Annotated in this window: 17 protein-coding genes and 1 pseudogene; 9 read left to right on the forward strand and 9 right to left on the reverse strand. The window is 47.2% G+C overall.

Features of this window, described 5'->3' with window-relative positions; all coding sequences use genetic code 11:
• Positions 1 to 18: 18 nt before the first annotated feature.
• Positions 19 to 2,727 (reverse strand): glycoside hydrolase family 78 protein, encoded by a 2,709-nt coding sequence (locus tag SFV55_RS08255; RefSeq protein WP_320029014.1) that lies wholly within the window; start codon positions 2,725 to 2,727, stop codon positions 19 to 21.
• A 289-nt stretch (positions 2,728 to 3,016) separates the two neighbouring features.
• Between SFV55_RS08255 and SFV55_RS08260 the strand changes: the two genes are divergently transcribed.
• Positions 3,017 to 3,625, forward strand: coding sequence for a trimeric intracellular cation channel family protein (locus SFV55_RS08260; protein ID WP_320029015.1), 609 nt, complete (start codon positions 3,017 to 3,019; stop codon positions 3,623 to 3,625).
• Here the strand turns inward: SFV55_RS08260 and SFV55_RS08265 are convergent.
• Together SFV55_RS08265 and SFV55_RS08270 are read right to left on the reverse strand one after the other, a co-directional pair.
• The gene (locus SFV55_RS08265) at positions 3,618 to 4,955 is read right to left on the reverse strand and encodes an FGGY-family carbohydrate kinase (protein WP_320029016.1); all 1,338 of its coding nucleotides are present in this window, start codon (positions 4,953 to 4,955) and stop codon (positions 3,618 to 3,620) included. The genes SFV55_RS08260 and SFV55_RS08265 overlap by 8 nt on opposite strands.
• On the reverse strand, positions 4,952 to 6,232 hold the full coding sequence (locus SFV55_RS08270; protein WP_320029017.1) for a TIM barrel protein: 1,281 nt from the start codon (positions 6,230 to 6,232) through the stop codon (positions 4,952 to 4,954). Before SFV55_RS08270 ends, SFV55_RS08265 begins: the two co-directional genes overlap by 4 nt.
• A 193-nt stretch (positions 6,233 to 6,425) precedes the next feature.
• Here SFV55_RS08270 and SFV55_RS08275 point away from each other — a divergent pair, with 193 nt between their 5' ends.
• Together SFV55_RS08275 and SFV55_RS08280 are read left to right on the forward strand one after the other, a co-directional pair.
• Positions 6,426 to 7,682 carry a cation:proton antiporter gene (locus SFV55_RS08275; protein WP_320029018.1) on the forward strand — a complete coding sequence of 419 codons (1,257 nt, stop codon included), beginning with the start codon at positions 6,426 to 6,428 and terminating at the stop codon, positions 7,680 to 7,682.
• Positions 7,683 to 7,800: 118 nt separating this feature from the next.
• Positions 7,801 to 8,535: a PLDc N-terminal domain-containing protein gene (locus SFV55_RS08280; RefSeq protein ID WP_320029019.1), complete on the forward strand. Its 735-nt coding sequence runs from the start codon at positions 7,801 to 7,803 to the stop codon at positions 8,533 to 8,535.
• 261 nt (positions 8,536 to 8,796) lie between these two features.
• Here SFV55_RS08280 and SFV55_RS08285 read toward each other — a convergent pair whose 3' ends face one another.
• Positions 8,797 to 9,198, reverse strand: a complete 402-nt coding sequence (locus SFV55_RS08285; protein ID WP_320029020.1) for a GxxExxY protein — start codon at positions 9,196 to 9,198, stop codon at positions 8,797 to 8,799.
• A 724-nt stretch (positions 9,199 to 9,922) separates the two neighbouring features.
• Between SFV55_RS08285 and SFV55_RS08290 the strand changes: the two genes are divergently transcribed.
• The 4 genes from SFV55_RS08290 (at position 9,923) to SFV55_RS08305 (ending at position 14,538) form a co-directional block, all read left to right on the forward strand.
• On the forward strand, positions 9,923 to 10,543 hold the full coding sequence (locus tag SFV55_RS08290) for a hypothetical protein (protein WP_320029021.1): 621 nt from the start codon (positions 9,923 to 9,925) through the stop codon (positions 10,541 to 10,543).
• A gap of 2 nt (positions 10,544 to 10,545) precedes the next feature.
• Positions 10,546 to 11,727 (forward strand): serine hydrolase domain-containing protein, encoded by a 1,182-nt coding sequence (locus SFV55_RS08295; RefSeq protein ID WP_320029022.1) that lies wholly within the window; start codon positions 10,546 to 10,548, stop codon positions 11,725 to 11,727.
• Between the two features lie 138 nt (positions 11,728 to 11,865).
• Positions 11,866 to 12,261 carry an SMI1/KNR4 family protein gene (locus SFV55_RS08300; RefSeq protein ID WP_320029023.1) on the forward strand — a complete coding sequence of 132 codons (396 nt, stop codon included), beginning with the start codon at positions 11,866 to 11,868 and terminating at the stop codon, positions 12,259 to 12,261.
• 90 nt (positions 12,262 to 12,351) lie between these two features.
• On the forward strand, positions 12,352 to 14,538 hold the full coding sequence (locus tag SFV55_RS08305; protein ID WP_320029024.1) for a hypothetical protein: 2,187 nt from the start codon (positions 12,352 to 12,354) through the stop codon (positions 14,536 to 14,538).
• Here SFV55_RS08305 and SFV55_RS08310 read toward each other — a convergent pair whose 3' ends face one another.
• A complete protein-coding gene (locus SFV55_RS08310) occupies positions 14,539 to 15,312 on the reverse strand; it encodes a hypothetical protein (RefSeq protein WP_320029025.1) in 774 nt (257 codons plus the stop codon).
• Positions 15,313 to 15,884: 572 nt separating this feature from the next.
• Between SFV55_RS08310 and SFV55_RS08315 the strand changes: the two are divergent.
• Positions 15,885 to 19,016, forward strand: a pseudogene (locus SFV55_RS08315) (SusC/RagA family TonB-linked outer membrane protein).
• 39 nt (positions 19,017 to 19,055) lie between these two features.
• A complete protein-coding gene (locus tag SFV55_RS08320; protein ID WP_320029026.1) occupies positions 19,056 to 20,450 on the forward strand; it encodes a RagB/SusD family nutrient uptake outer membrane protein in 1,395 nt (464 codons plus the stop codon).
• 81 nt (positions 20,451 to 20,531) lie between these two features.
• Here the strand turns inward: SFV55_RS08320 and SFV55_RS08325 are convergent, their stop codons facing one another.
• The 4 genes from SFV55_RS08325 to SFV55_RS08340 all read right to left on the reverse strand — a co-directional run bounded on the left by SFV55_RS08325 (position 20,532) and on the right by SFV55_RS08340 (position 23,974).
• The gene (locus tag SFV55_RS08325; RefSeq protein ID WP_320029027.1) at positions 20,532 to 20,843 is read right to left on the reverse strand and encodes a hypothetical protein; all 312 of its coding nucleotides are present in this window, start codon (positions 20,841 to 20,843) and stop codon (positions 20,532 to 20,534) included.
• A gap of 271 nt (positions 20,844 to 21,114) precedes the next feature.
• Entirely contained in the window at positions 21,115 to 22,617 is a 1,503-nt protein-coding gene (locus SFV55_RS08330; RefSeq protein WP_320029028.1) for a thiol-activated cytolysin family protein, read from the reverse strand.
• Positions 22,618 to 22,671: 54 nt separating this feature from the next.
• Positions 22,672 to 23,496, reverse strand: a complete 825-nt coding sequence (locus SFV55_RS08335; RefSeq protein WP_320029029.1) for a hypothetical protein — start codon at positions 23,494 to 23,496, stop codon at positions 22,672 to 22,674.
• Between the two features lie 76 nt (positions 23,497 to 23,572).
• Complete coding sequence (locus SFV55_RS08340) at positions 23,573 to 23,974, reverse strand: hypothetical protein (protein WP_320029030.1); 402 nt, start codon at positions 23,972 to 23,974, stop codon at positions 23,573 to 23,575.
• Between the last annotated feature and the right edge of the window lie 41 nt (positions 23,975 to 24,015).

The raw sequence follows: 24,015 nt of genomic DNA on the forward strand, positions 1-24,015 counted from the left end.
ACACACCCAAGATACATCCTAAAACTCAAACACCCATTCCCCACTCCCCACTTCAACCACAACCCCCTTCGCCGTGCTCTTCGCATTCGCCACCAGGTTTCCACCTTCCCGCACCGCGCCCGCATCCTTCGTCGGCAGCGTCACCGTAGCCGTAGTATTCGCTGGAATTTTGACGGTCAGTTTGATCTTTCCCCCTTGGCGTTCCCAGCCGGAGACAATCTCACCGTAACTGCTTTGGAAACTCGCTTTCGCAAAATTCAACTTGGGCGTAGGCTGCGGTTGAATCAGGATGTGTTTGTAAGCCACCTGTCCGATTTCCAGGCCAGCCGTTACGCGGTACATCCAGTCGCCGATGGCGCCGTAGGCGTAGTGGTTGAAGGAATTCATGCCCGCGTCCTGGAAAGTACTGTCGGGCTTGATGCCGTCCCAACGCTCCCAGATGGTGGTGGCGCCCATTTTGACCGGGTACAACCAGGAAGGATAGGATTCCTGGAACAAGAGGTCGTAGGCCACATCGGTATGCCCATTGTCGGACAAGACATGGCAGAGGTAAGGAGTGCCCAAAAAGCCCGTCGACAAGTGGTTACCGCGCGATTTGATGTCGCGTACCAACTGTGCAGTGGCCGCAGCCCGATGTTTCTCCTCAAACAAGTTGAAGGTCAAACCCAGCACATACGAAGTTTGAGAATCCGAAATTGTCCGCCCCGAACCCGCCACGTATTCGTTATTGAAGGCCTTTTTGATTTTTTCAAACAAGGCAGCATATTTTGCTTCATCCGCTTTTTTACCCAAAACCTGAGCCGTTTTGCGCAAGATGTCCACCGAGTTGGCATAAAAAGCAGTGGCGATGTAATCCGGGTCGGTGTAGCCACTTTTTTCAGTAGGGTTACTGATTTGGGCCTGGTAAAACAACCAGTCGCCAAAGTGGGGCCCGCCTTTCCAAAGGCCGTCTGGGGCCTTGGTGGTGATCCAGGCTACCCATTTTTCCATCGAGTTGTACTGCCGTTCCAGCAGGCGTTGGTCGCCGTAAACCTGGTACAGGTTCCAGGGCGCAATGGTACATACGTCGCCCCAACCCGAAGAGCCAGTGAGGTTCTTTTTTTCTTTGCGTTGCAACACATCGGGGATCACGTGGGGCACGCCGCCATTTTCACCCTGATCGGCGATCAGGTCATTCAGCCATTTGTTGAAAAAGCCCGCTACCTGGTAGTTGTAAGCAGCAGTGCGGGAGAAGGCTTGCGCATCACCCGTCCAACCCAGGCGCTCGTCGCGTTGGGGGCAATCGGTGGGTACATCGAGGAAGTTGCCGCGCTGGCCCCATTGGATGTTGCTTTGCAATTGGTTGAGCAAGGGGTTGGAACAGGAAAAATCTCCGGTTTTTTTGATGTCGCTGTGGATCACCACCCCTGTAAAGTTGTCAGCGCTCAAAGTACCAGGATAGTTGATGATTTTGATGTAGCGGAAGCCCATGAAGGTAAAATGCGGCTCAAAAACCTCTTCTCCAACTCCCTTGAGGGTATAGTTCAATTCACACTTCGCGTGGCGCAGGTTGGTGGTATAAAAATTGCCTTTTTTATCCAATACTTCGGCGTGTTGGATGGTAACCTTCGTTCCGGCTGGACCAGTGACTTTAAAACGAATCCAGCCCGTGATGTTTTGCCCAAAATCGATGACCTTGTCACCTTGTGGCGTGGTAATCATTTTTTGGGGCTTCAGCTCCTGAATGCGGCGAACCGGTGGTCCTTGAGGGGCGATGAGGTTGTTCTTTGGAAAATTGGCCACGTTTACCGCCCACCAGCCCTTATCGTCAAAGCCTGGTTTGGACCAATTGGGAATTTCCATACGCGCATCATAAGTCTCACCATTGTACAAGTCAGCCATGCGGATGGCGCTGTTGTTTTGTGCTTTCCAGGTAGCATCGGTGCTAATGACTTGTTGAGAACCATCCGTGAAGGTGACGACCAATTGTGCCAGCAGTGCCAGTTTTTCGCCATATACATTGCGGTTGTCTTCCCAGGCGAGGTAGCCCCGGTACCAGCCGTCACCGAGTACCGCACCGATGGCGTTAGGGCCCTGGTTGAGCATGCTGCCAACGTCGTATACGAAGTATTGCAGGTGATCCTGATAAGCCGTCCATCCTGGCGTAAACAGATCTTCCCCTACTTTTTTTCCGTTGATGACCATAAAATTGAGGCCATGGCTGGTGGCGTACAGGCGGGCAGACTGGATTTTTTTGCCCAGGCTAAATTCTTTACGCGTCAGGGGCGGAGGTGGCATCGATTTGGTATCAACCGTCAGTTCGGGCTCAATCCAGGAAGCTTTCCAGTCTTCGGGTTTGAGCAGGCCCATTTCCCACCAGGCTGTTTCACTCCAGGCGGATTCGTGGTTTTGGTTGTCCCAGGCCTTGACTTGCCAGTAGTAACGTTTGGCGCTTTGTAAGGCTGGTCCGGCGTATTCCTGAAGGATGGATTGTGCAGAATTCAGTTTGCCAGAATCCCAGATCAGGCTTTTTTTGTTGAAATCCGCTGCCGTAGCTACCCGGATTTGGTAGGCAGTTTGTAGGATGTTGCGCTGGGGGCTGTTCAGTTTCCAGCTCAGGCGGGGCTTGCTGGCATCCAGCGGCATGGGATTGACGAGGTGTTCACAAGTGAGGCTATTTACCGTAAGTTGGCTGTGTGCGCTTATGGTAAAGCCTAAAAGTAAAAGTAGTAGGTAGAGCGATCTCATGTTTTGAAAAAGGTTTATGGTTGTATGAGTAGTGGTTGATTTGTAAAAGTACCACCCCACCTGCGGTGGAGTGTTTTTAGAAATTTAGCCACAAATGACACAAATTTTCACAAATTGAGGCACAAACTTGCGTTTGTGCTACCGAGACGAACAAGGTTCGTCCTTAATTTGTGAAAATTTGTGTGATTTGTGGCTGAAAAATGTTCGCGCATCGCCGAAGGCGAGGTGCCGAACACATTTACTTTGACTTTACCTTCGTGCAATAAAGTAAGCAAAAAGGCTGGATAAAATGGACATCATTTACTTTTTCGAACTCCTGGGTACATTCGTATTTGCCATCAGCGGAATGGCCACTGCTGCCGAAAAAAAATTCGACATATTCGGGGCAGCGATCATTGGCTGGGCCACTGCGGTGGGCGGAGGAACCATCCGCGATGTGATGATTGGCCGACTGCCCGTGGGCTGGATGCGGGACACCAATTTTTTGTTCGCCATCCTCGCCGCACTGCCCGTGGTTTATTATTTCCGCAGAACCATTTTGCGCTTTCCTCGTACCTTTTTGTGGTTCGATAGTTTGGGGCTTGGTTTGTTCACCGTTTTGGGTATGGAAAAAACCCTGGCCTTGGGGCTTGATCCAGCGGTGGCGGTGGTCATGGGTGCAGTTTCAGCTACTTTTGGAGGAGTACTTCGCGACTTGTTGTGCAACGAAATCCCCCAGGTGTTTCAGCCCAAAGCTGAATTGTATGTAACCGTGTGTTTATTGGGTGGCTTGTTTTATTTGTTCCTGGGGCTATTGGGGTTTGATTACCGTTGGAAAATGATTGTCACCATTATTGTGGTGTTTGGCATTCGACAGTTGGCCGTGCGCTACGAATGGCGCTTGCCTACGATCAAGTAAAAAGTGGCATCGACTGTTGATAAGCCTGCCCATTTTTCAAGTGCATCAAAGCCCCCAGCGCGGTGGCCTGGTGGAATTCGAGCGCTTCAATTTGTTTGTCGGGGAAATCGACCGCAAGCATGGCCATGAAGATGGGATTTTGGGCAAAGCCGCCATCTACATAAAATTGGGGCACCCCATTGTCGACCAGATCAATGGCGGTTTTTAACAAATCCATCAAGCCCCGCATTAAGCTGTAGTAGGCAGAAATGGCATCAGGGCAAGCCGAAAAATCCCAATTGCCATTTTGCAGGGTCGGCTCGGGTCCCGTGCCCTCCATACAAGCGGGCACAAAGCCAGATTGGATACCGACTTGCTCACGGCCATTTAGTTTTTTGTAGAAACCAATTTCGACACCATAATGCTGGGCAATGCGTTCCACCTGGTGATCGTGTTCTCGTCCAAAAAAGACCCGGGAAGCTTTGACCGGATTGCCTTTGGGTGTAAGGTAGGCCAAACAATCACAACGCAATGCCTCAGGGCTCAGGTGCTCCTCATTAAAAGGATTCAGATTGATGCACCAAGTACCTGTAGATAGCAGCATAAAGGGCTCTTTTCCCCGCAACAAATAGGGCAATAGCGCCGCCGAACTATCGTGCAAACCCACCCCGATCATCACCCCATCCTTTACCGTAGCAATGGGATCTTTGGTGATCGGCGCCAGTTTTTCCTCAATGCCCCAACGTTTGACCCAGGGGTGGTACGCCCCCACCTGAAAATCCCACAAGGCAGTGTGGCAACCAATCGAGGTGTAATCGCTGAACTTTTCACCTGATAACAAATAGGAAAGGTATTGTGGCAGGTGCAGTGCTGTTTTGATTGGTTGAAAAACCTCCGCTTGGCTGCGAGCCAGCCAGTACAATTGTAAGCCAGAGTTGAGCATGCCCATGGTGGGCGAGCAAGTTATGGCAGCAAAAGCTTCCTGATCCTGGCCATCATGTTGCTGGATGTCTGCGTAAAACTCGGTCTGCAAGTCGGAGGGCAAGGGCTTCAAATAATTGTACAAAGGCCCAATCGCCTGGCCCTCAGCATCCAGATGCACAAAACTGGCCCCATAAGCACTAAAATTGACCCCTTTGAGCACGATGCCAGATCGCAAACGCAGGTTTTCCCAATGATCCAGCAACCAGGAATTGAGTAAGCTCAAATCGTCGCAAGGGAAACCATCGGCATCGCAGGTTTCTGGAAAATTTTGGCTTTGCTCTTCGATGGGTTGAAATTTCTCATCAAAAAGCAAGAGTTTTTTGTTGGTTTTCCCTACATCAAAAATTGCAAATGCCGCTGTTTTCATAAGCCCGTTGCCGTACTGAATTTACCTCTTTTTTCAATCAAATTGACCCGAACCTGAGCTGCGCGGAAAGCGCCCAATGGATCGATGGCGCCACCCTCCAAACGCATGGCTTCAGCCACCAGCGGGCGTACATCGGTGAGGAAGGCATCGCGCAGGAGTTCCTCGGCCTGAACGACATCGTTTTCTTCCTGGGCCTGATTCAGTGCTGCACGGTCTACCAAAAGTGCCCGGGCGTAAGCCGAGAGGATGCCATTGACGGATTGCAACAAATCTTCGATGGGGTCTTTGGTGTTGTGGCTGGCATCGATCATCCAGGCGATGTTTGGGTTTCTCACCGCGGGGTCGTTCATGCCGTCAACCAGTTCGTTAAAAATCAGGAACAACTGGAAGGGCTTGATGCTGCCCGTAGTCAGGTCGTCGTCGCCGTACATGGAGCCATTGAAGTGGAAACCACCCAGTCGACCAAAATGCATCAGCCGGCCTACAATTTGCTCAATATTGGTGTTGGGCAAATGGTGGCCCAAATCGACCAGGACTTGTGCATTTTTACCCACGGATTGGCACAAAGAATAAGAAGTACCCCAATCGGGGATGACCATGGAGTAAAAATTGGGTTCGTAAGGTTTGTACTCGATGAGCATGGTCCAATCGTCGGGCATGGCAGCATAAATGTCAGCCAGGGATTCGAAGGTGCGTTGGTAAGCACGGCGAAGGTGGTGTTGGCCCGGAAAGTTGGAGCCATCGGCTAGCCATACGGTCAATACTTTGGAATCCAGCTGTTTGCCATACTCCACGCATTGAATATTGTGATCGATGGCCTGTTGGCGGACCACCGTTTCGGTATGGCAAAGGGAGCCAAATTTATAACTGTAGGCCTGATCCTTTTGGTCCTGAAAGGTATTGGAATTGACCGAATCGATGGTCAGACCGTGGTGCGTGAGCAATTGTTTGAGGGCGGGTACATCCTTGGGAATGTCCCAGGGAATGTGCAGGGAAATGGAATTGGCCGATCGATTGAGCTGGTGGATCAAACCCACATCTTCAATTTTTTCTTCCAGGTTGCGCGGCTCACCACCTATGCTAAAACGCCCAAAGCGGGTGCCACCACTACCCAGTGCCCAGCTGGGGATGGCAATTTGAAAGTCCCGGATTTTTTCGACAACTTGGGCCACATTAAAGCCCTTGCGCTCCAGCACTCCTTCGATGAAGCTCAGCCGGGTTTCGTGTTCAGGCAATTGTGCCTGGTTATGGTATTGAATTTGGTCGTTTACGATCATGGCAGAGTAGATTATTTGATTTGCCTATAAAACTTAAACAAGCTAAAGGTAATGCTTACAAAATAAATGAAAACCTTGTGCGCTGCTATCCTGTGCTCTCCTGCTGCAAAAATTGAATTTTTTATGGTTTGGATCTGGCATTCGGTATTATTTACTTAGCTTTATGTACATCTGTAAAAAGACACTGATTCCAATGCAAACATCCATAATTATCATCATCATTGGCTTATTCATTTTCTGGGGGCATTACCTCAATGGGGTGTTTGAACGCAGGAGTATCCCCGATGTGTTGGGGTTGATGCTAATCGGGATGTTGTTGGGGCCCATTTTTCATCTGGTTGATCCAACTTCCTTTGGTCAGTTCGGCCCCTTGTTCAGCAACCTGGTGCTGATTTTTATTTTGTTTGAAAGTGGTACTGATTTGCGCATTTCCGAGGTCAAAGCTTCCTTTAAAGAATCGGCTGGGATTACGACTCTAGGCTTTTTGGTTACCTGGGTTACCGTGGCAGTCATGTGCTATTTGATTTTACATTTGTCCATTCTGACCTGCCTTTTTATCGGAGCAACCCTGGGTGGGACTTCCTCTGCGGTGGTGATCGGGTTGGTAAAAAAAGTAGCCGTAAAGCCCAAAACGGCTACAACGCTGATCATGGAATCAGCAGAAACGGATGTGTTCACCCTAGCCATTCCACTGAGTATTTTGGGCTTGATGATGCGTGGGGAGATCCAGGCAGGTATGGTATTGTCGCAATTTATTGCTTCGCTGGTCATTGCTTTGCTCATTGGGATTGGTGGAGCATTTTTATGGTCTTTTATCCTCAACAAAACGCCCAACCTTAAATCGACCAAATTTTCCACTCCCGCCTTTTTATTTATCCTGTACGGGCTTACGGAATACCTCAATTATAGCGGCCCGATAACTGCTTTGTCTTTTGGCATTGCGATTGGCAATTTGCAGTATTTTGAGCCCAAATTGCTGGAACGGATTATTCCCAATCAAAGCATTGTTTTGTCCCAAATTGAAAAGGATTTTTTCAGTGAACTGGTCTTTTTGTTGCGTACTTTTTTCCTTGTATTCATTGGCATCAGCATCCAGATCAATCGTTTGGACTGGCTTATGTGGGGCGCCATCATTACCCTGGTCCTTTATGCTGCGCGCATCATCATTGTCAAGTTAATTGTCACCAAGGATACGCCACTGTTGGACAAGTCCATCATGTCGATCATGATTCCGAAAGGTTTGGGCGCAGCGGTCATTGCCACCTTACCCTTGCAGCGAGGGCATGTGGATGGGGTGATCATTCAATCGATTTGTTTTGCGGTGATTTTGTTCAGCACCCTGTACTGTGTAGCCTTGTTTTTTTTGGTAAAAATTGGGTTCAGCCGACCCTTTTATCGTTTGTTTTTTGGAAAAGACCAGTTGGTTGACGAAGAGTTAGAGACTGAGTAGTGGGGCAAAAATAAGTGATCATTTTTTATCAGCCTAAGGGAACCAATGAAAGCGCCTAAAACGTTATTTTGTGCCGGGTTTATCCCCGACTGCTGATTATTCTAAACACTAAGTTGCTATGTACGGCTATTACACCCCAATTTTGTTGTTGCAAGCATTTTGCTTATACCATGCTTACCGCAACAACACTCACCAAAAATGGCTTTGGCTGATCATCTTTATTCCCTTAATTGGCTGTTTGATTTACCTGTATGACAACTTTGCCAGTCGACGCAACCTGGAAGACGTGCAGGAAGGGGTAAAAAACCTGGTCAACAGCAATTACCAAATCAACAAGTTAGAAAAGGAAATCAAATACGCGCCTACCATCACCAATAAGGTAAAGCTCGCGGACGCTTATGTCCAACACCAACGTTTTGCAGAGGCCATACCGCTATATCAATCCTGTTTACAAGGCTTATATGCCGACGATCCGCACCTGATCAAAAAACTGTTGCGGGTATTGTATTTGAATAAGGACTATGCAGCGGCCATTGAGTGTGGTCAAAAATTGTTGCAGGAGAAAAGTTTCCAGCATGACGAAGCAAGAATAGCCTATGCCTGGTCTTGTTTTTATGCAGGTAAGGTAGAAGAAGCAGAAGTCAATTTTTCTGCCATGGACCTTCAATTCACCAATTTCCCCCACCGGGTCGAATTTTACAAGTTCTTAATTGAAATCAAAAGAGTAGATGAGGCCAAAGAAAAACTGGAAACATTAATGGATGAAATAGATCACATGAGTGCTTTTGAGCAAAAATTAAAACGCCCCATTTTGCGCCAGATCAAGCAGATGCATGGTGGTTTGAAGGCATAAATTCTGAATAAATGTTTTTTTACCACAGAGTTTCGCGGAGTACACGCAGAGTTTCACAGAGTTAGTTTTTAGGAGTTTTGCCACCTTCGGTGGCTGAAGGCCGGACACTATTAAATTTTGATTGTTATACATTAGAATTTATTCCATGCGCCTCTGAGTCATCTTAGCCGCCGAAGGTGGCTTAAACTCTGTGAAACTCTGCGTGTACTCCGTGTTTTCTGTGGTAAAAAAATGAAGTGGCACTTTATTATTTACCTGTCCCTAAAAAACTTGACTTTTCGAAGTTGGGATACTATTGATTACACGCTTAATCCCATCTTTCATACTGACTACATTGAAGTTTAATATCAACCCATTGGTGCATTTAGCAATCTTAAGGTAAGTCAACATTTGAGCTAGGTGAACATCTTTGATGTTTTCGACAGCCTTGATTTCAAGAATAAGCTGATCCTCAACCAACAAATCAATCCTGTATCCTACATCTAATTTGACTTCTTTGTACATTAATGGTAGGCTCATTTGTTGAGTTACTTTTAGGCCTATCCCTTTTAATTCATAACACAAACATGCTTCATAGGCATTTTCAAGTAACCCCGGACCAAGAGCACTGTGAACACGCATAGCACAGCCAATCACTTTAAAATTAAGCTCGTTTTTAGACATTAGCTTTAGGTTTGTTCTCTGATTGATTGTCATCTGGATAGATGAAACAGTAAGGCAGGGTTATCCGAATATTATAAATCAGAGGTGTTGAAAAATATAGAAAGGCTGTGTAAGTAGCCATAAAATTAAATTCTTTGGAAGAACTACCCAAATATTTTCTAAAAATAATTTACTTACATTACGCAAGTTTGATTCTGAAAAGGTGCAGCTAAAGTGCATAGCCTTATTCTATTTAACTTCAGTTTTTTTAACCGCAGAGTTTCGTAGAGTACACGCAGAGTTCCACGGAGTTTTTAAGTTAGGCCATCTACGATGGCAAAGATTACTCAGAGAACGCACTGAATAGCAGTTGGTATGAAAAAATCAAAATTCATTAGTGCCCGGCCTTCAGCCATCGAAGATGGCAAAACTCCTTAAAACTAAAAACTCTGTGAAACTCTGCGTGTACTCTGTGAAACTCTGCGTTTTAAAACTGCGTAATGTGAGTCCCACCTAACGGTACATTGCAAAGATGCCGCGCCAAATTCCCTAGTTTTAGGCGAGTAATTTATTCCGTTGGGGCAATGATGACGCTTAAAATTGATGACAAAAGTCACCCCATGACCTGATCCATATGCCTGCTAGCCTAGGAAGTAAGTTGTAGCTTAATTGTACAATTTATTCATCTACTGTGGCGCAAAAAATTACTTCCCAATTTTTCTGCGTTACTCAAAAGCAGGACAACATGAAAACACGCCAAATCAGGTGGATCATCGGGCTTGCTTTACTTTTTTTGTTGAACACCAAAACAAGTGCCCAGCAAGAGGTATCTCGCCCACTCGTCCTTTCCTTGTTCAACAATGCTACCCTTTTACCCGGTGCGGGGAAGTTGGGAGTTTGGGGAACTCCGGTTCATCCAGGTATTTCTCTGGGTACCGAATTCCTGTACAGCACCCGTCCGCATCACGATTGGTTTCAAACCGCCAGGTTTGCCTACCACTATCACCGCTATATCCAGCATAGTGTACAATTGATGAGTGAAGTGGGGTATCGCTACCATTTTGGCAATCCGCTGGATTTGGAAAGCAGGTTTGGACTGGGGTATTTGCACTCCATCTCCGCTGCCCAGATTTTTGAACTAAACGAAGGCGTTTATGCGCAAAAAACAAGCCTGGGTCGGCCCCAGGTAGCTGCCTCTTTGAGTTTGGGGCTTGGCTATCAATTGCCTGAAAGCAATACCCCCAGAATATTCCTGGCTTACCAATTCTATGTGCAGTTTCCTTTTGTGAATGAGTACGTTCCCATTTTGCCCAATATCGCTATGCACCTGGGACTGAGTTTCCCATTTTTTCACCAAAAGCAATAGCCATGAAAACGATTCAATCTTCTTTCATTTTGCTCTTGAGTTTCGTTTTGCTGTTGCCGCTGGGCTGTAAACAAAATGAAATTCAACCCACCCAAAGTTGCAGTACAAGCTCCCCAGCCCCACACCCCAAAGCTACCTCCTATCAAAAGGTGTTGAATGATTATGTCCGCAAGGGTTTGCCGGGCATCTCCCTTTTGATCCGCGATGAAGATGGGACTTGGTACGGTGCGGCAGGTATGGCTGACATCGACAAAGGGATTGCCATGCAACCTTGCCATGTATCCAAAGCCGCCAGCATAACCAAGATATTCATCGGAGCTTTGATTATGAAACTGGTTGAAGAGGGAAAAATGGAGCTTGATGCCCCCTTGAGCAAATACGTTGCCGCCAAACACCTGGACAATGTAGCCAATGCCAAACAAGTAACCTTACGCCAGGTATTGAACCATACCTCGGGTATCCCCGACGTCATTGAGCAAAGCAGTTTTTACCTGGCGGTATTGAATAACCCCGGCAGATTCTGGACGCCCGAAGACTTGTTGAAATATGTAAAAGGACTTGATCCAGTTTTTGAACTCGGCACCCAACTGGAATACTCCAACACCAACCTGCTCTACGCAGCCATGGCCATTGAAGGGGCTACCGGACAAGACCACGCCCGCTTGTTGCGCGAAAAAATCCTCGACCCCCTGGATTTGGAGGATACCTACTACCACTGGCATGAAGGCCTGCCCAATTTTGTTGCGCAAGGCTACTTTGACCTGTACAACAACCATACTATAGTCAACATTGCCAACCTGAATACCGGAAGCGGCAATGGATATGGAGGGATTTATTCAACTGTGTTTGACCTGCAACGCTTCATTGAAGCCTTATTGCGAGAAAAAACCCTGCTGAAAGCCCAAATTTTACAGGAAATGACCCGCATCAGTGCCGAAGACCTTCCTGAACTGGAGGCGTATGGGGTTACCATCCGCAAGGACTTTTTGGACCGACCGGTCAATCAATACGCCCTTGGCCACCGGGGGCGCGACCTGGGTTATACGGCGGATTTATTTTATTTCCCCAACCAGGACATCACGATGGCCTACCTGATCAATTACGGTACCGATGCAGAAAGCGATTTGAAAGCGGTGTTTTTGGATTTCCGCAAGGCGATTGTTGATGAAATGATGAAAGAATAATGTACCTGTTCAGCATGAGTTCAATTGGCTTTTTTTGCAGAACCGGGGATAAAACTTCATTAGGACTGTGAATTAAATTACATTCGCAGGTATACCCCGTGCGGGGTATCGTTCAGTTTCCCCTATAAACCTTCGATTATGCCCTTCCCGCTTGACCCGAAATACATCCTGGAAGCAGAACGAGAGCTATCTGTTTTGCTTCCAGAACATTACAAACGGAAGATGATCGAACACAATGGTGGCGAGATCATCACTACAGAACATTCCTGGTCCATTTTTCCCATCTTTGATCGCGCTGATGAAAAGCGAATCAGCCGCACCAGCAACCACCTGGTGCTTGAAACTTACGTGGCCCGAACCTGGCCAGGCTTCCCAACCCTGGCTGTCGCCATCGCCGAAAATGGCTGGGGCGATTACCTCGTGTTACTACCCTCCGAAGTGGACATGTCCGAATTGCGGGAAAATGTTTTTTTGTGGGTGCATGAGACGGGGCAGTTGCTGGAGGTGGCAGATTCGGTAGAGGAATTGTTGTAAAAAATAAAAATCAGCCCAAAATCACCCCTGAGTGTGATTCCCACCCACTCAACTCCCCCTACATTTGAGGTGATCAAAACACCTTATCACATGAACCTACACCACATCTTGCGTCTTTTTTTGACCTTCCAATTGTTGTTGACCGTCTTTTTGGCTTTTGCTCAAACCAATGTCCGCGCCTGGTATGCGCAAGGACAGGTATGGGTCATCTGGCAAGCTAAACTGCCCCTGCCAGAAACTTACGCTATTTACAAAAGCACAGCTGCCTTCAACAATGTCAGCCAGGCTACGCCCATCGGCCGGCCCTTTGCCTACGAGTATTTGCCCGGAACTTTCATCGAACAAACCTCCAACAAACAGTTTACCTACACCATCCCCAAACCCGATGGAAGCACCTATACGCTGGCACCAGGCGAAGGGCTGTTTGTGGAAACCGTCACCAACTCCGGTTCAGCCTATTACGCAGTAGTAGAATGGGGCAAAACCGCCGTGAATGCTGGCGTAAACCTCACAACGGCGGCGGTAAAATACACCTACGACCCCATCAAAGAGCCTGTCAACTGCCACCTGCAATTGGCCAATACCTTAAACGGCGGCTATCCCGCCAAATGGTACGCAATGTGGCTGTTGGGCAAACAAGACCAATCGGCTGGGCGCCCCGACTTCCCGGTGATGGCCAATGTGTATAAAAACGGCATGCCCGCCATGTTCATCGTCAGTGAAGCCCTCAATATGGATACCAGCGGGGGCAAATTGATTCCTGCTACCCACTGGATGCACGGTGGCGGCGGACTTGCCATACACCATACCGCCGACAAAACGGGCCAATTCAATATCGCCCCCAGATTGGGTATTTCCGTTTCCCATACCGATGATTTTACCCGCATCATCGTAAATGAAGGGGATACGGTGGTAACTTCCGGCCGCACTGCCTGGTTCGGTTGGGCAAAGAGTTACAATCCTTTTGACCCGATTGCCGATGCCAAGCCCGGCGATACCCTCATCAATTACACCCAGCGGCGCATCTTGTGGATAAACAACTGGATTCAGCGCAACTACCGCGTGGACCCCAATCGGGTAGCACTCCAGGGATACAGCATGGGCTCAGGTGGGGTATCTGCTCTGGGGAAGGCTTTTCCCGAGTTTTTTTCCACCATCAGCGCCTTCAACAATGGTTTTCGCCGGGTCAACGAAGCAACAATTACCCAAATTCACGGTACGGTGGAAGAAAACCTGCCTACCAATTTGCGTTACCCCAATGGCCAGGCCGTGCGCATCAACGAAGTATTTGACCTCCCGACCTCACTTTCCGCTACCCGAGATTTACCTATTTTTAGAACCTGGGCCGGAAAAAATGACATCAACGACCGCATGCACTGGGGCCCCGACCTGGTCGCTCAGTACCGCAAGGCAGACAGCCTGGGCCTAGGCGCCCAAATCTCTTGGGATGAACGCCAACATACCTACGATGAATTGAACTACCACTGGATTCAAGGACTGGGTGCCAGTAATCAAACCGCTCTGGACAACCTGGCCACCCAGGAATTGTTCAGCAGCAAACAATCTTACCCCGCATTTTTCAATCACCGCCTCGACCCCAACAACAATGATCCCGGCACTGGAAAATTAGGTATCAACAATGGCGACGGCGACAATTGGGGCACCTGGGGCGGATTTCACCGTTGGGACCTCAACGGCATTCAAGATCAGGCTGGCATGTGGTCTGCCATTGTTTGGTTGGAGTCAAAAGCCAGTTTTACCAACGACAATTGCCCGATCAATTCCTTGATCGCAGATTTGGCATTGAGAAGGCTACAGAAATTTAGCCCTCGCCCGGGCAGTGAAGTAAACTGGCAAGTGCGTGACCTCGCCACCAATGCCATTCTGCAAAGCGGAAAGGTGACGGTTCGTCCGGACGGCTTGGTGGTATTGCCCAAAATAGTGGTGTACAAAGAAGACCTGCGCAATGTGCGGATCGTAGTAACTGATCCTTTGGTTGCAACCAGACAGTTCTTGGAAGAGGCGAAATTCAAGCTACAAATTGAACCCAATCCATCATACAGAGCGGCAACATTGACCTTGACCTCACCCAAAACTACTGAGGCCACTGTGCGGGCAATTGCAGCAAGTGGCCAGGGTACCACTTTTAAAACAAGCCTTAGAGCGGGGGAGAATCGGATTCCCTTGACTGCTTTTGATGGATTGCCCGCTGGTTTTTACGCGATTGAAGTGGCCGTGGAGGGGCAGCGGAATGTGGGCAAATGGTTGAAGTGGTGATCACTCCAACTTGATCGAAATCACCTCCCTCGTGCCCCGGTGAATGCCATACAACACATTCTTCTGATACCGATCTATCGCAATACCTTGCCCCTGGAAAGGTACCGGAATGGTTTTGACCCAGTCCAATTCGTATCCAATGTTGGGAATGCGCAAAATGTACAATTCCAAATCGTGGTGCGGGCTGCAATACAACAAACCATCTTCGCGAAACGTCCCCCCTGATAAATTCATGGGCCGGATGCGCTCCACCAGCGCTTTGGGTAGTATCCAGCCAGCAGTGCGCCGCCATTCGGAATCGAATTGCACCAGTGAGCTGTACTGTACCCCTCGGCCAGGCTCACCGCCTTCGTTTTCGTACTGCGAAAAATAGGCGTACCAATGCCCCTCGTACCAGTCTACCCAAGTGCAGGATCCCTCATAAATGCCAAAACTTTGGCTGCCGATGTGTTGGAGCGTTTTGGGGTCAAAAATCTCCACCGAACTGGCCATGGGTTTTTCGGGGTAATTGGAATTGACGCAATAGAGTTTGCCATTGATGATGATCCCGCTGTTGAGGTGTTTGAGCGGACCAGACCAGCTGGCTACGCTGTCTTTGTTGCTTTTGCGGTATTTCACAATCTGCGAATTGGAAATGGCGTAAAAATGCAAACTATCGACAGCCACCGCCTGGGTGGCGTGGCGGGATTTGACACGAAAAAGTTCGGTAGAGGTTTGGGTCATACCAGGAATCCAAAACAATCCAGTCAGGATTAAACCAAGCAATATTTTCATGATAAGGTGGCGTTTAACGTTGAAGCAAATTGCAAGAATACAAGCTATAGATGAATCAAATGTGCTTTTTGGGTTAAGATTTGGCAAAATACCGCAAAAAGCGAATGCAAAAAAAGTTCACATCTTTGGGTGATCTTAATCCATTTTTAACAAGAAATGTACAAGCAACTTTTCAAGTTTACACTCCAAACAACACAAGGCATAGCTACTTAGTCTATTCTGCATTCAAATTGTTAAACATGGATATTTCTGTGTTAACTAAGCACTGGACATAGTGCCGTTTTTGCCGTTTTTTATGCTAAAACATTAATCAAAGCCTTACAATTTCTTATTCCTTCCCAGTCAATCCTTGCGTTTTATCACTCCTACCTTTGTGTTGAAATCTACACAGACACATTATTCTACTTTAAGATTTTTTAAACAAATTCACCACTATGAATCTTGCACGCCGTAAGGATCGACACTCCAATGTACAGGCCATAAGCCTTTGGAGTTTCGCCATGATCTCGTTTTTAAGCCTTAGTCAGCCCCTTTTTTCCCACCCATCTTTTGAAAGCAATGCGTCCCTGGAAATGACCATTGCCGACGAAATCGTTCAAGGGAAAGTAGCCTCGGAATCGGGTGAAGCTTTGATTGGAGCTTCGATCCGGGTAAAAGGTACGGATAAAGGCACCGTCACCGACATCGAAGGTAATTTTTCAATTGCCTTACCGACCGATGAGCCCTCTACATTGATCGTCTCGTACATTGGATACGAAGAACAAGTCATTACCTATACTGCAAAAGCCGGAGCAAAGAACAACTTGTCCGTCAACCTGAAGGCTTCCTCCACCAACCTCAACACCTTGGTGGTTACCGGGTATGGAGTGCGGGCCAAGCGCGACCTGACGGGTTCGGTTGCATCTGTACAGGCCAAGGACATCAAAGAACAGGCTGTGACTTCTTTCGATCAGGCTTTAGTGGGTAAAATGGCGGGTGTAAACGTCATTCAAACCAGCGGCGCACCAGGTGGCAACGTGTCCATCCGCATCCGTGGGGTGAGTTCGATCAGCGCAGGCAACAACCCTCTATTTGTGATCGACGGTATTCCTGTAACCAACGATACCCGCAGTGCTTCCAATGGGGTAAACAGCTATGAGCAGCCATTCAACCCTTTGGCTTCCTTGAATCCTAGCGACATTGAATCCATCGACGTATTGAAAGATGCGGCCTCTGCCGCCATCTATGGTTCCAGAGGTTCCGGTGGGGTGGTGCTGATTACTACCAAAAAAGGAAAATCTGGAAAGCTTAGAATCAACTACGACGGCAGCTACGGCCTGCAAGAAGTGAACAAAAAAGTAGATTTGTTGGACGCCTACGAATACGCCCAGGTGGTGTACGACGGCCACAACAATGCCTATTTCGACGCGGTACCGACTGGTAAACCCACCGATCCAAATAGCGTTCGTCCGACCAACCCGGCGCTGCGTGTTCCCCCGCAAATTCTTCCTTATCTGGCTGGCCAACAAGGGTTGACCAATACCGATTGGCAAGACGAAATTTTCCGCCAGGCGCCCATGCAGAGCCACACCTTGAGCGTCAGCGGAGGTACAGAGAACGTCACGTTTTTGTTCTCAGGTGCTTACCTGAACCAGGATGGCATCGTAATCAACAACAACCTGACCCGTTACAACACCCGTTTCCGAGTAGATGCCAAATTGAATAAATTCAGTTTTGGCGTCAACATGAGTCCTTCTTTCTCTACCAATCAAGTGGTTAATTCTGAAGGACCCTGGTTCGCTCCCAACTCTGGGGTCGTTTCAATGGCCTTGGGTTATGCCCCAATTTTTCCGGTATACAATCCAGATGGTACCTTTGCTGACTCTGTAAACGTATGGGGGTATGGGCAAACCAACCAGTTGAACCCGGTTGCCGTAGCGAATTAGACCAAAGACCGAATCAAAAACTTCCGTCTGTTGGCCAACTCTTATGGCGAATACGAAATCCTGGAAGGTTTGAAATACCGCTTGGCCGTTGCTACCGACGTCAACACCTTTCGCCGCGATTACTACCGTCCTTCCAATTTGCCAACCCAGGGGGTGCTTGGCCGCTCGGTATCAACCGGATTTTCCAATACCGATCAATTCTCCAACTGGTTGGTTGAAAATACCCTGACCTATTCTAAATTATTTGGCAATCACAAATTGGATCTTTTAGCAGGATATTCTTCCCAGAAAGAAAATCAGGATCGCAACACCTTGACAGCCAATAATTTTCCAACGGATGCAGTATCCACGCTGAATGCAGGCCAGATTTTGTCCGGTAGCTCTTCTTTGCAACAATGGAGCTTGCTTTCTTTGTTGGCCAGAGCCCAATACAATTATGCTGGCAAATATTTCATTTCGGCTTCCGCTCGGCGTGATGGTTCTTCCCGTTTTGGGGCCAACAACAAGTGGGCTTTGTTCCCTTCGATATCTGCTGCATGGGACATTGCCAAGGAAAACTTTTTTGGTAACTCAGGAGCCATCAATGCTTTCAAAATCCGGGCCAGCTATGGTTTGACGGGTAACTTCCAAATCCCCAACTACGGCTCACGCGCCCAGTTGAGCAACACCAACAGCAACTACATTTTTGGCAATTCTGCCTTGAACAACGGGATTTCCATCACTACTCCGGCTAACGATAACCTTTCCTGGGAAAATACGGCCAGTACCGATATTGGTGTAGACATCAGTTTTTTTAAATCAGCCTTGAACTTGACCGTTGATTACTACAATTCCAATACCAGCAAACTGCTGTTGAATTTGCCAGTACCCAGTGGTTCAGGATTCAATACCTACCTCCAGAACATCGGTGAAATGAACAACCGTGGGTTTGAAGTTTCCTTGGGGTACAACAAACGTTTGAGTACAAATTTTGCCATTGAAGGAAACGCCAATTTTTCTACCAACAAGAATAAGGTGACCAAGCTTGGACCATCCGGTGCGCCGATTATCCAAACGGGTGGCACGGGTAACACCTATTTCATTACCCAAATTGGCGAAACGATTGCCTCCTATTATGTATACAATGTAATTGGCATCTACAAAGACCAGGCGGATTTGGACGCTTCGGCAAAAACCACTAACCCGACCAAAGTGGGTGACTTTAAATTTGAAGACGTCAATGGCGACAAAAAAATCGATGCAAGTGACCGCAAGATCCTCGGCAACTTCCAGCCCAAGTACACCTTTGGGTTCAGCAACACTTTCCGTTACAAAAACTTTGACCTGAACATCGCCATCCAGGGGAGCCAGGGCTTCAAAGTAATGGCATTGCTCAACCGTTACTTTGCCAACGTGGAAGGTAACTTCAACAACACCAGCGAAGTATTGGGCTATTACAAATCTCCGAGTGATCCAGGTACAGGGTTTGTCAACCGCGCCAACCGTTTAGCTACTGGTGGCAACGGGATCACTTCCAGCTGGCACATCGAGGATGGGTCGTATGTACGCGTACGCAACCTGACGTTGGGCTATACCTTTAACAGTGAAACTTTGGCAAAAGCGAATATCGCCGGAGCACGAGTTTATTTCTCTGTATTGAACCCGATCACTTGGAGCAAGTATCCTTACTTCAACCCAGAAATCAGCGACCGCCCCGATAACTCCCTGACTACTGGTGAAGATTATGGTTCTTACCCACTGGCGCGTACCTACACCTTTGGCTTGAACTTTAGCTTCTAATTGGGTTCCATTTGTTTTTTTATCAAAAATGAAATGCTAATGAAAAACAACCTATTTATAGGGTGCATGTTCCTATTGGTCTGCACCTCCTGCAAGGAAAGTTTCCTTGATTTGACGCCTCAATCAACGATTTCCCCGGAGAATTTTTTCAAAACTTCTCTGGATGCCATTACTGCAGTAAACGGCTGCTACAAGTCATTGGCCGTTGGCGGCCAGTATGGTGGTACCTTTCAAGTGTTGATGGAACACCGTGGCGACAATTTCTCTGACCAGGATCCTTCTTCTGGTTCGGGGGTAAACTACCAGATCAACCGGTTTTCGGATAACCCCGGCAACACCAACCTCTACAGCAGTTGGACGGCCATCTACAGCAGCATTTTCCGTTGCAATACGGTGCTTGAATCGGTAGATCCGATCAACATGGACAACACCCTGAAGAACCGCATCAAGGGAGAAGCCTCATTTATTCGTGCCTTGAATTATTTCAATTTGGTGCGTCTCTGGGGCGCTGTTCCATTGGTAACCAAAACGATCGATCCGGTGAGTGCTACCAGCTTAAAACGCGATGACGTTGCAGGGGTATATGCCCAAATTGAAGCGGATCTGAAGTTTGCAGCAGCCAATCTTCCTGCTACTTACCCGGCAGCCGATTTGGGTCGGGTTACCCAAGGTGCAGCCAAGGGCTTGTTGGGCAAAGTCTACCTGTACCAAAAGAAATACAACGATGCCAAAACTGTATTGGACGAAGTTATCAACTCCAAGGTCTTCTCTTTGTTGCCAAAGGTGGAAGATGTGTTCAGCGCTACGGTGAAGTACCACGCTGAAATTCTGTTCGCCATCCGTTTCGCTAAAGGCATTTCCGGCCAGGATCACGGTTTTTGGTATTCCAATACCCAGGTAATTGGCATCGACACTACGATTCAGAAGGCTTATACGGAAGCAGGTGACTTGCGTAAAACCTTGGTTGATGCCGTAAAGCCAACTGGAAGTAGCCTCATCATGCCCCGGAAGTTTCTGGATACACCAGTGAACAACAACTCAGGAACGGATTTCCCGATCTTGCGTTTTGCCGATGTACTGCTGATCCAGGCGGAAGCCCTGAATGAATTGGGTTACAACGCAAGCACCGCTGCTGGTACAGCTTTTGCTCACCTGAATGCTGTACGCAAGCGCGCTGGCCTGAAGGAATTAACTGGAACTGACTTACCTACCCAGGAGAGCTTCCGCGCTGAAATTTACAAGCAAAGAAGACTGGAATTGCCTTTTGAAGGCGACCGTTGGTTTGACCTGGTGCGCAGAGGTACGGCGATTGCCGAAATTGCAGCCAACAAAAAAATCACCATCGCGCCTTTCCGTTTGATTTACCCGATTCCGCAGCAGGAAATCGACATCATGAACAACCCAGCAACTTTTGGCCAAAACCCTGGCTACTAATTATTTCTGCACTGTTTATAGTCTTTTGGAAGGTAGCATCACTGAGGGGTGGTGCTACTTTTTTTGTCCATCAAAACTTAATCAACGCCGTATCATCTCCTCCACTACTACACCCAGCACCTCAAACACCACCCGAATCAACCCCGGAATCAAAAACAGACCAACCCAAAACCCCCAGCGATATCCACTTGTAACCAAAGGCGCATAATACTCCCGCCCGGAAAACAGGCCAATGAACCCATTTTGCACCGCAAAAAAACCATGTTTGATCCCAGGCCAAAAGCCATAGGTAATGGCTGGATCGATCCAGGCCGTGTAGGCCGCCAGGAGGAACATGATGAAGACCAAGACGAACAAAAACAGGAAGTATAGACGTTGGGCAGGTGTGAACATTCCTTTTTTTCAATAAAATTAAACATACTGCCCTTAAAGCACCTCACCTAAATGTGTGATTTTGCACGTCTGCAAAATAATTTTCACAAACTTGTTCGGATCTTAACCTGTTGTTCGTCGGCACTCGAATACGTAAGGACAAAAAAGGGGCTGCGATCAGGCAGCCCCTAATATTTTCTGATTTATAGTTTCGGTTACCGGAGAGTGATCCGAATCACCTTGTTCTTTACATCAGATTTGTTGCTCAATCATCCCCAATCCAAATTTGAACTTAATCCTGTTTTTTGAATTCTGCAGTTCGCTTATCACCAGTAAACCTGATTGGCGCATGGTCACCATCGGTACTCTGGTTTCTTAAAATATTGTTGTAAATGTTTACAAGGCCACTAGGCGTGAGCAAGGAGACCCTGAAGGCCATCAAATCCCAGTTGTCGCAAGTATGTCCAAGATCCCCTCCAGTAAAAGGGTTGTTATTGGGGGTGCCGTCATGACGAATGGAGATGCTGCGAACATTCACCACGTCAATTTCTTGCCCCAAACTGATGTTTTGGGTTGCAGATTGGTTTTGCCCTAGCCCCCGGTGCAACAAATATTCACGAGAGGAAGTACCATTGTTAAAATTAACCGCTAGAAAGGCGGTATTGTAAGAGCGCAAGTCATCGCTCCCACTTTGTGTAGTTACTTGCAAAATTGTACCTCTACGGATGGGTTCGCAGATGCGTTCGGTGTAGCTCGTAGTCATACTAACATAGGCATCAGACCTATCCCGCAAAAATTTGAGCTTATAGGAAATGGGTTGGATTTGTACACTTGGATTCCAACGTGCATCCCGTACGTATTGATTGAATTGGTCGGCATTGGTAATAACCTGTGCCGAACCTCCCAATACGAAACCAACAGTCTGCGATTCACGAAGAACCTTATTGTAGTCGACATTGGCCTGGACTCCAGCGTTGCCACTTCCCCAATTGTAACGGGCATTGAGTGCAGCTCGGATGGTCTGTTCTGATTCGTTGCTTTCTATCCGTAAGTACCCAATTTTTCCATAAGATACAGCGTGAATGTATACTGCATTGTCATCAGTTGGGGGAGTAGTAACCAGGTTTTGATTGTCATCCACTACGATATCAAAATAAACCTGGGTCAGTTTTACGATATATACGTTGCGAGCCTGTGTATTGCTGGTATTGAAGGTAGCCTGTACGCTGGCACCCCAACCTGTAAAATCCCCACCTACAAACACTTGCAGCTGCTCTCGGCTAAATATTTGTTTCAGTTCAAATACTGCCCTAGAGGCATTAACCACCGTTCTGTTCTGGTCGAGCAAATATGAAATTCCTTGCCATATCCCACTACGGTTTAGGTTTACAGGCTGGATGGTGGTCGAAATTTTACCAGAAGGGGCGGCAATTAGATTGACTGCCATTCGCATTGGATTTCTAGGCAAGTCCAAGGTTCTAAAAGAGCCGTCTGCCACTGAATTCGCTTGGTAAATCGCGCCAGGATAGATCTTGTCCCAAATGCCCCCGGAAATGATGCGTTCAAAATTAGATTCAGTAAACTCAATTCGTCGAGAGGAACAAGTCATGCCATTCTCCGTTGTTACAGTCGGTTGTATTTTGGCTGATGGCCGAGTATTGTTTGTACGACCTATGGTAGCACCATTTACCCTTACAATGGGAGGTCTTACCAAAACGTTTGGGGTGATCGTAGTGTGTTGAGCAATGCAGACAAAGCCCAGTAAACAGAATACTACAAAAAAGATAGTTTTCATGGTGTTTTGATTTTAAAAAAACAAGAGATTGTTATACCCTGATGGGCAGTTTGATTATCTAAAAATTAAATTCCCAGCATTATCCATTTGTACTGAACTACAGCGAGATAGGTCAACTCCTGTACTGCGGATTGCATTGTTCAAGGCAAGTTCAATGGCTGCCTTTAGTCCTGGGTCATCCATTTTAGTACGAAGATTGCTTTCAATTGCTCGGCGAATCTGGTTTTGGCGATCGCCCACTCTAGGGATCAACCCCCAGTCGCAAAGGAAAGCCCAAAAGTTGTTGGTGCATGGGTCTGGACCTAATTCTCGTACATCAACCTTAAAAATGACCTCACTCGAATACCTCAAGCGGCCACCAGACAAAATAGGTAGAAGTTGCATTTCAACCCACGCACTGTTGAGTTCAAAATCTGGACAACCTGCACCGGGACAAAACGGATTTCCTTCGCAACAGGCATTGTTATAGCAATCAGTTATGAGCTCGGTTTCTGCACTTTCAAAATTGAAACTCATAATTAACCTTCCACCGCGGGTATTAACCGTTGTTCTTGAGGAATTCCATTCATTGATGTAAGCTTTGCAGCGATTATCTGGGCCACCGGCAACCATGTCGAGGCTAAAAGGTAGCCGATAATGTGTTCCGCCGAAATCGACTCTAAAGAAACAATCGTTTGGTTTCCAAAAAGCACGTTCTCCGGATGGATCAAATTCATGCCTTCGTGGCGTAAAATTGTTGATCCGAATTCCGGCAGTAGACAAACTCGCTTGAAGTGGATTGAACCAGGTGGAGCGAGGAACAACCGGGCATACAGGTTGTGCGTTGATTTGGGATAACATAAGCCCAAACCATGCCAAAATGAAAATGATACTTTTCATTGGAATAGAACTATTAGGGTTTAAAAATCAAATTGGAAAATGGATGTGGTAAAAAGAGGCAAGAACGAAGATTGGATTACTCTCGGCCTTCACAGGTGACAATGTCGGATACCCGCAAAACTTTGACAACGGCTTTTAAATTTCTGTCTCTGATTTCTGAGGTCCGATAATCAACACTAAAGGAGTAAGTTCTGCTAGGGTTTTCCAAGCTTACAATCTGGCAGGGTTTGATAACGAAAATTTGATGGTAAGCATAATATTCTTTACGATTGTTATCATAAAGCAATACGTATACAACCTGATCTTGGTTAAAGATATCAGTGCCAACATCTGAAAAATTAAGGGTAAAATCTACAGTAATACTAGTATGGGTACTGCTAGCTCTTGCTACACTATGAATGCCAGTAACTGACTGTGCGTTGGTAGTAATTTGAAAGAACAGAACCCCAAAAGCAATTAAACTGAGGATACTTTTCATCGCGCAAGATTTTAATAATGATCAAATCAATCCACTGGCGG

The sequence above is a fragment of the Haliscomenobacter sp. genome, assembly GCF_033763495.1.
In the GTDB taxonomy this organism is placed as follows: domain Bacteria; phylum Bacteroidota; class Bacteroidia; order Chitinophagales; family Saprospiraceae; genus Haliscomenobacter.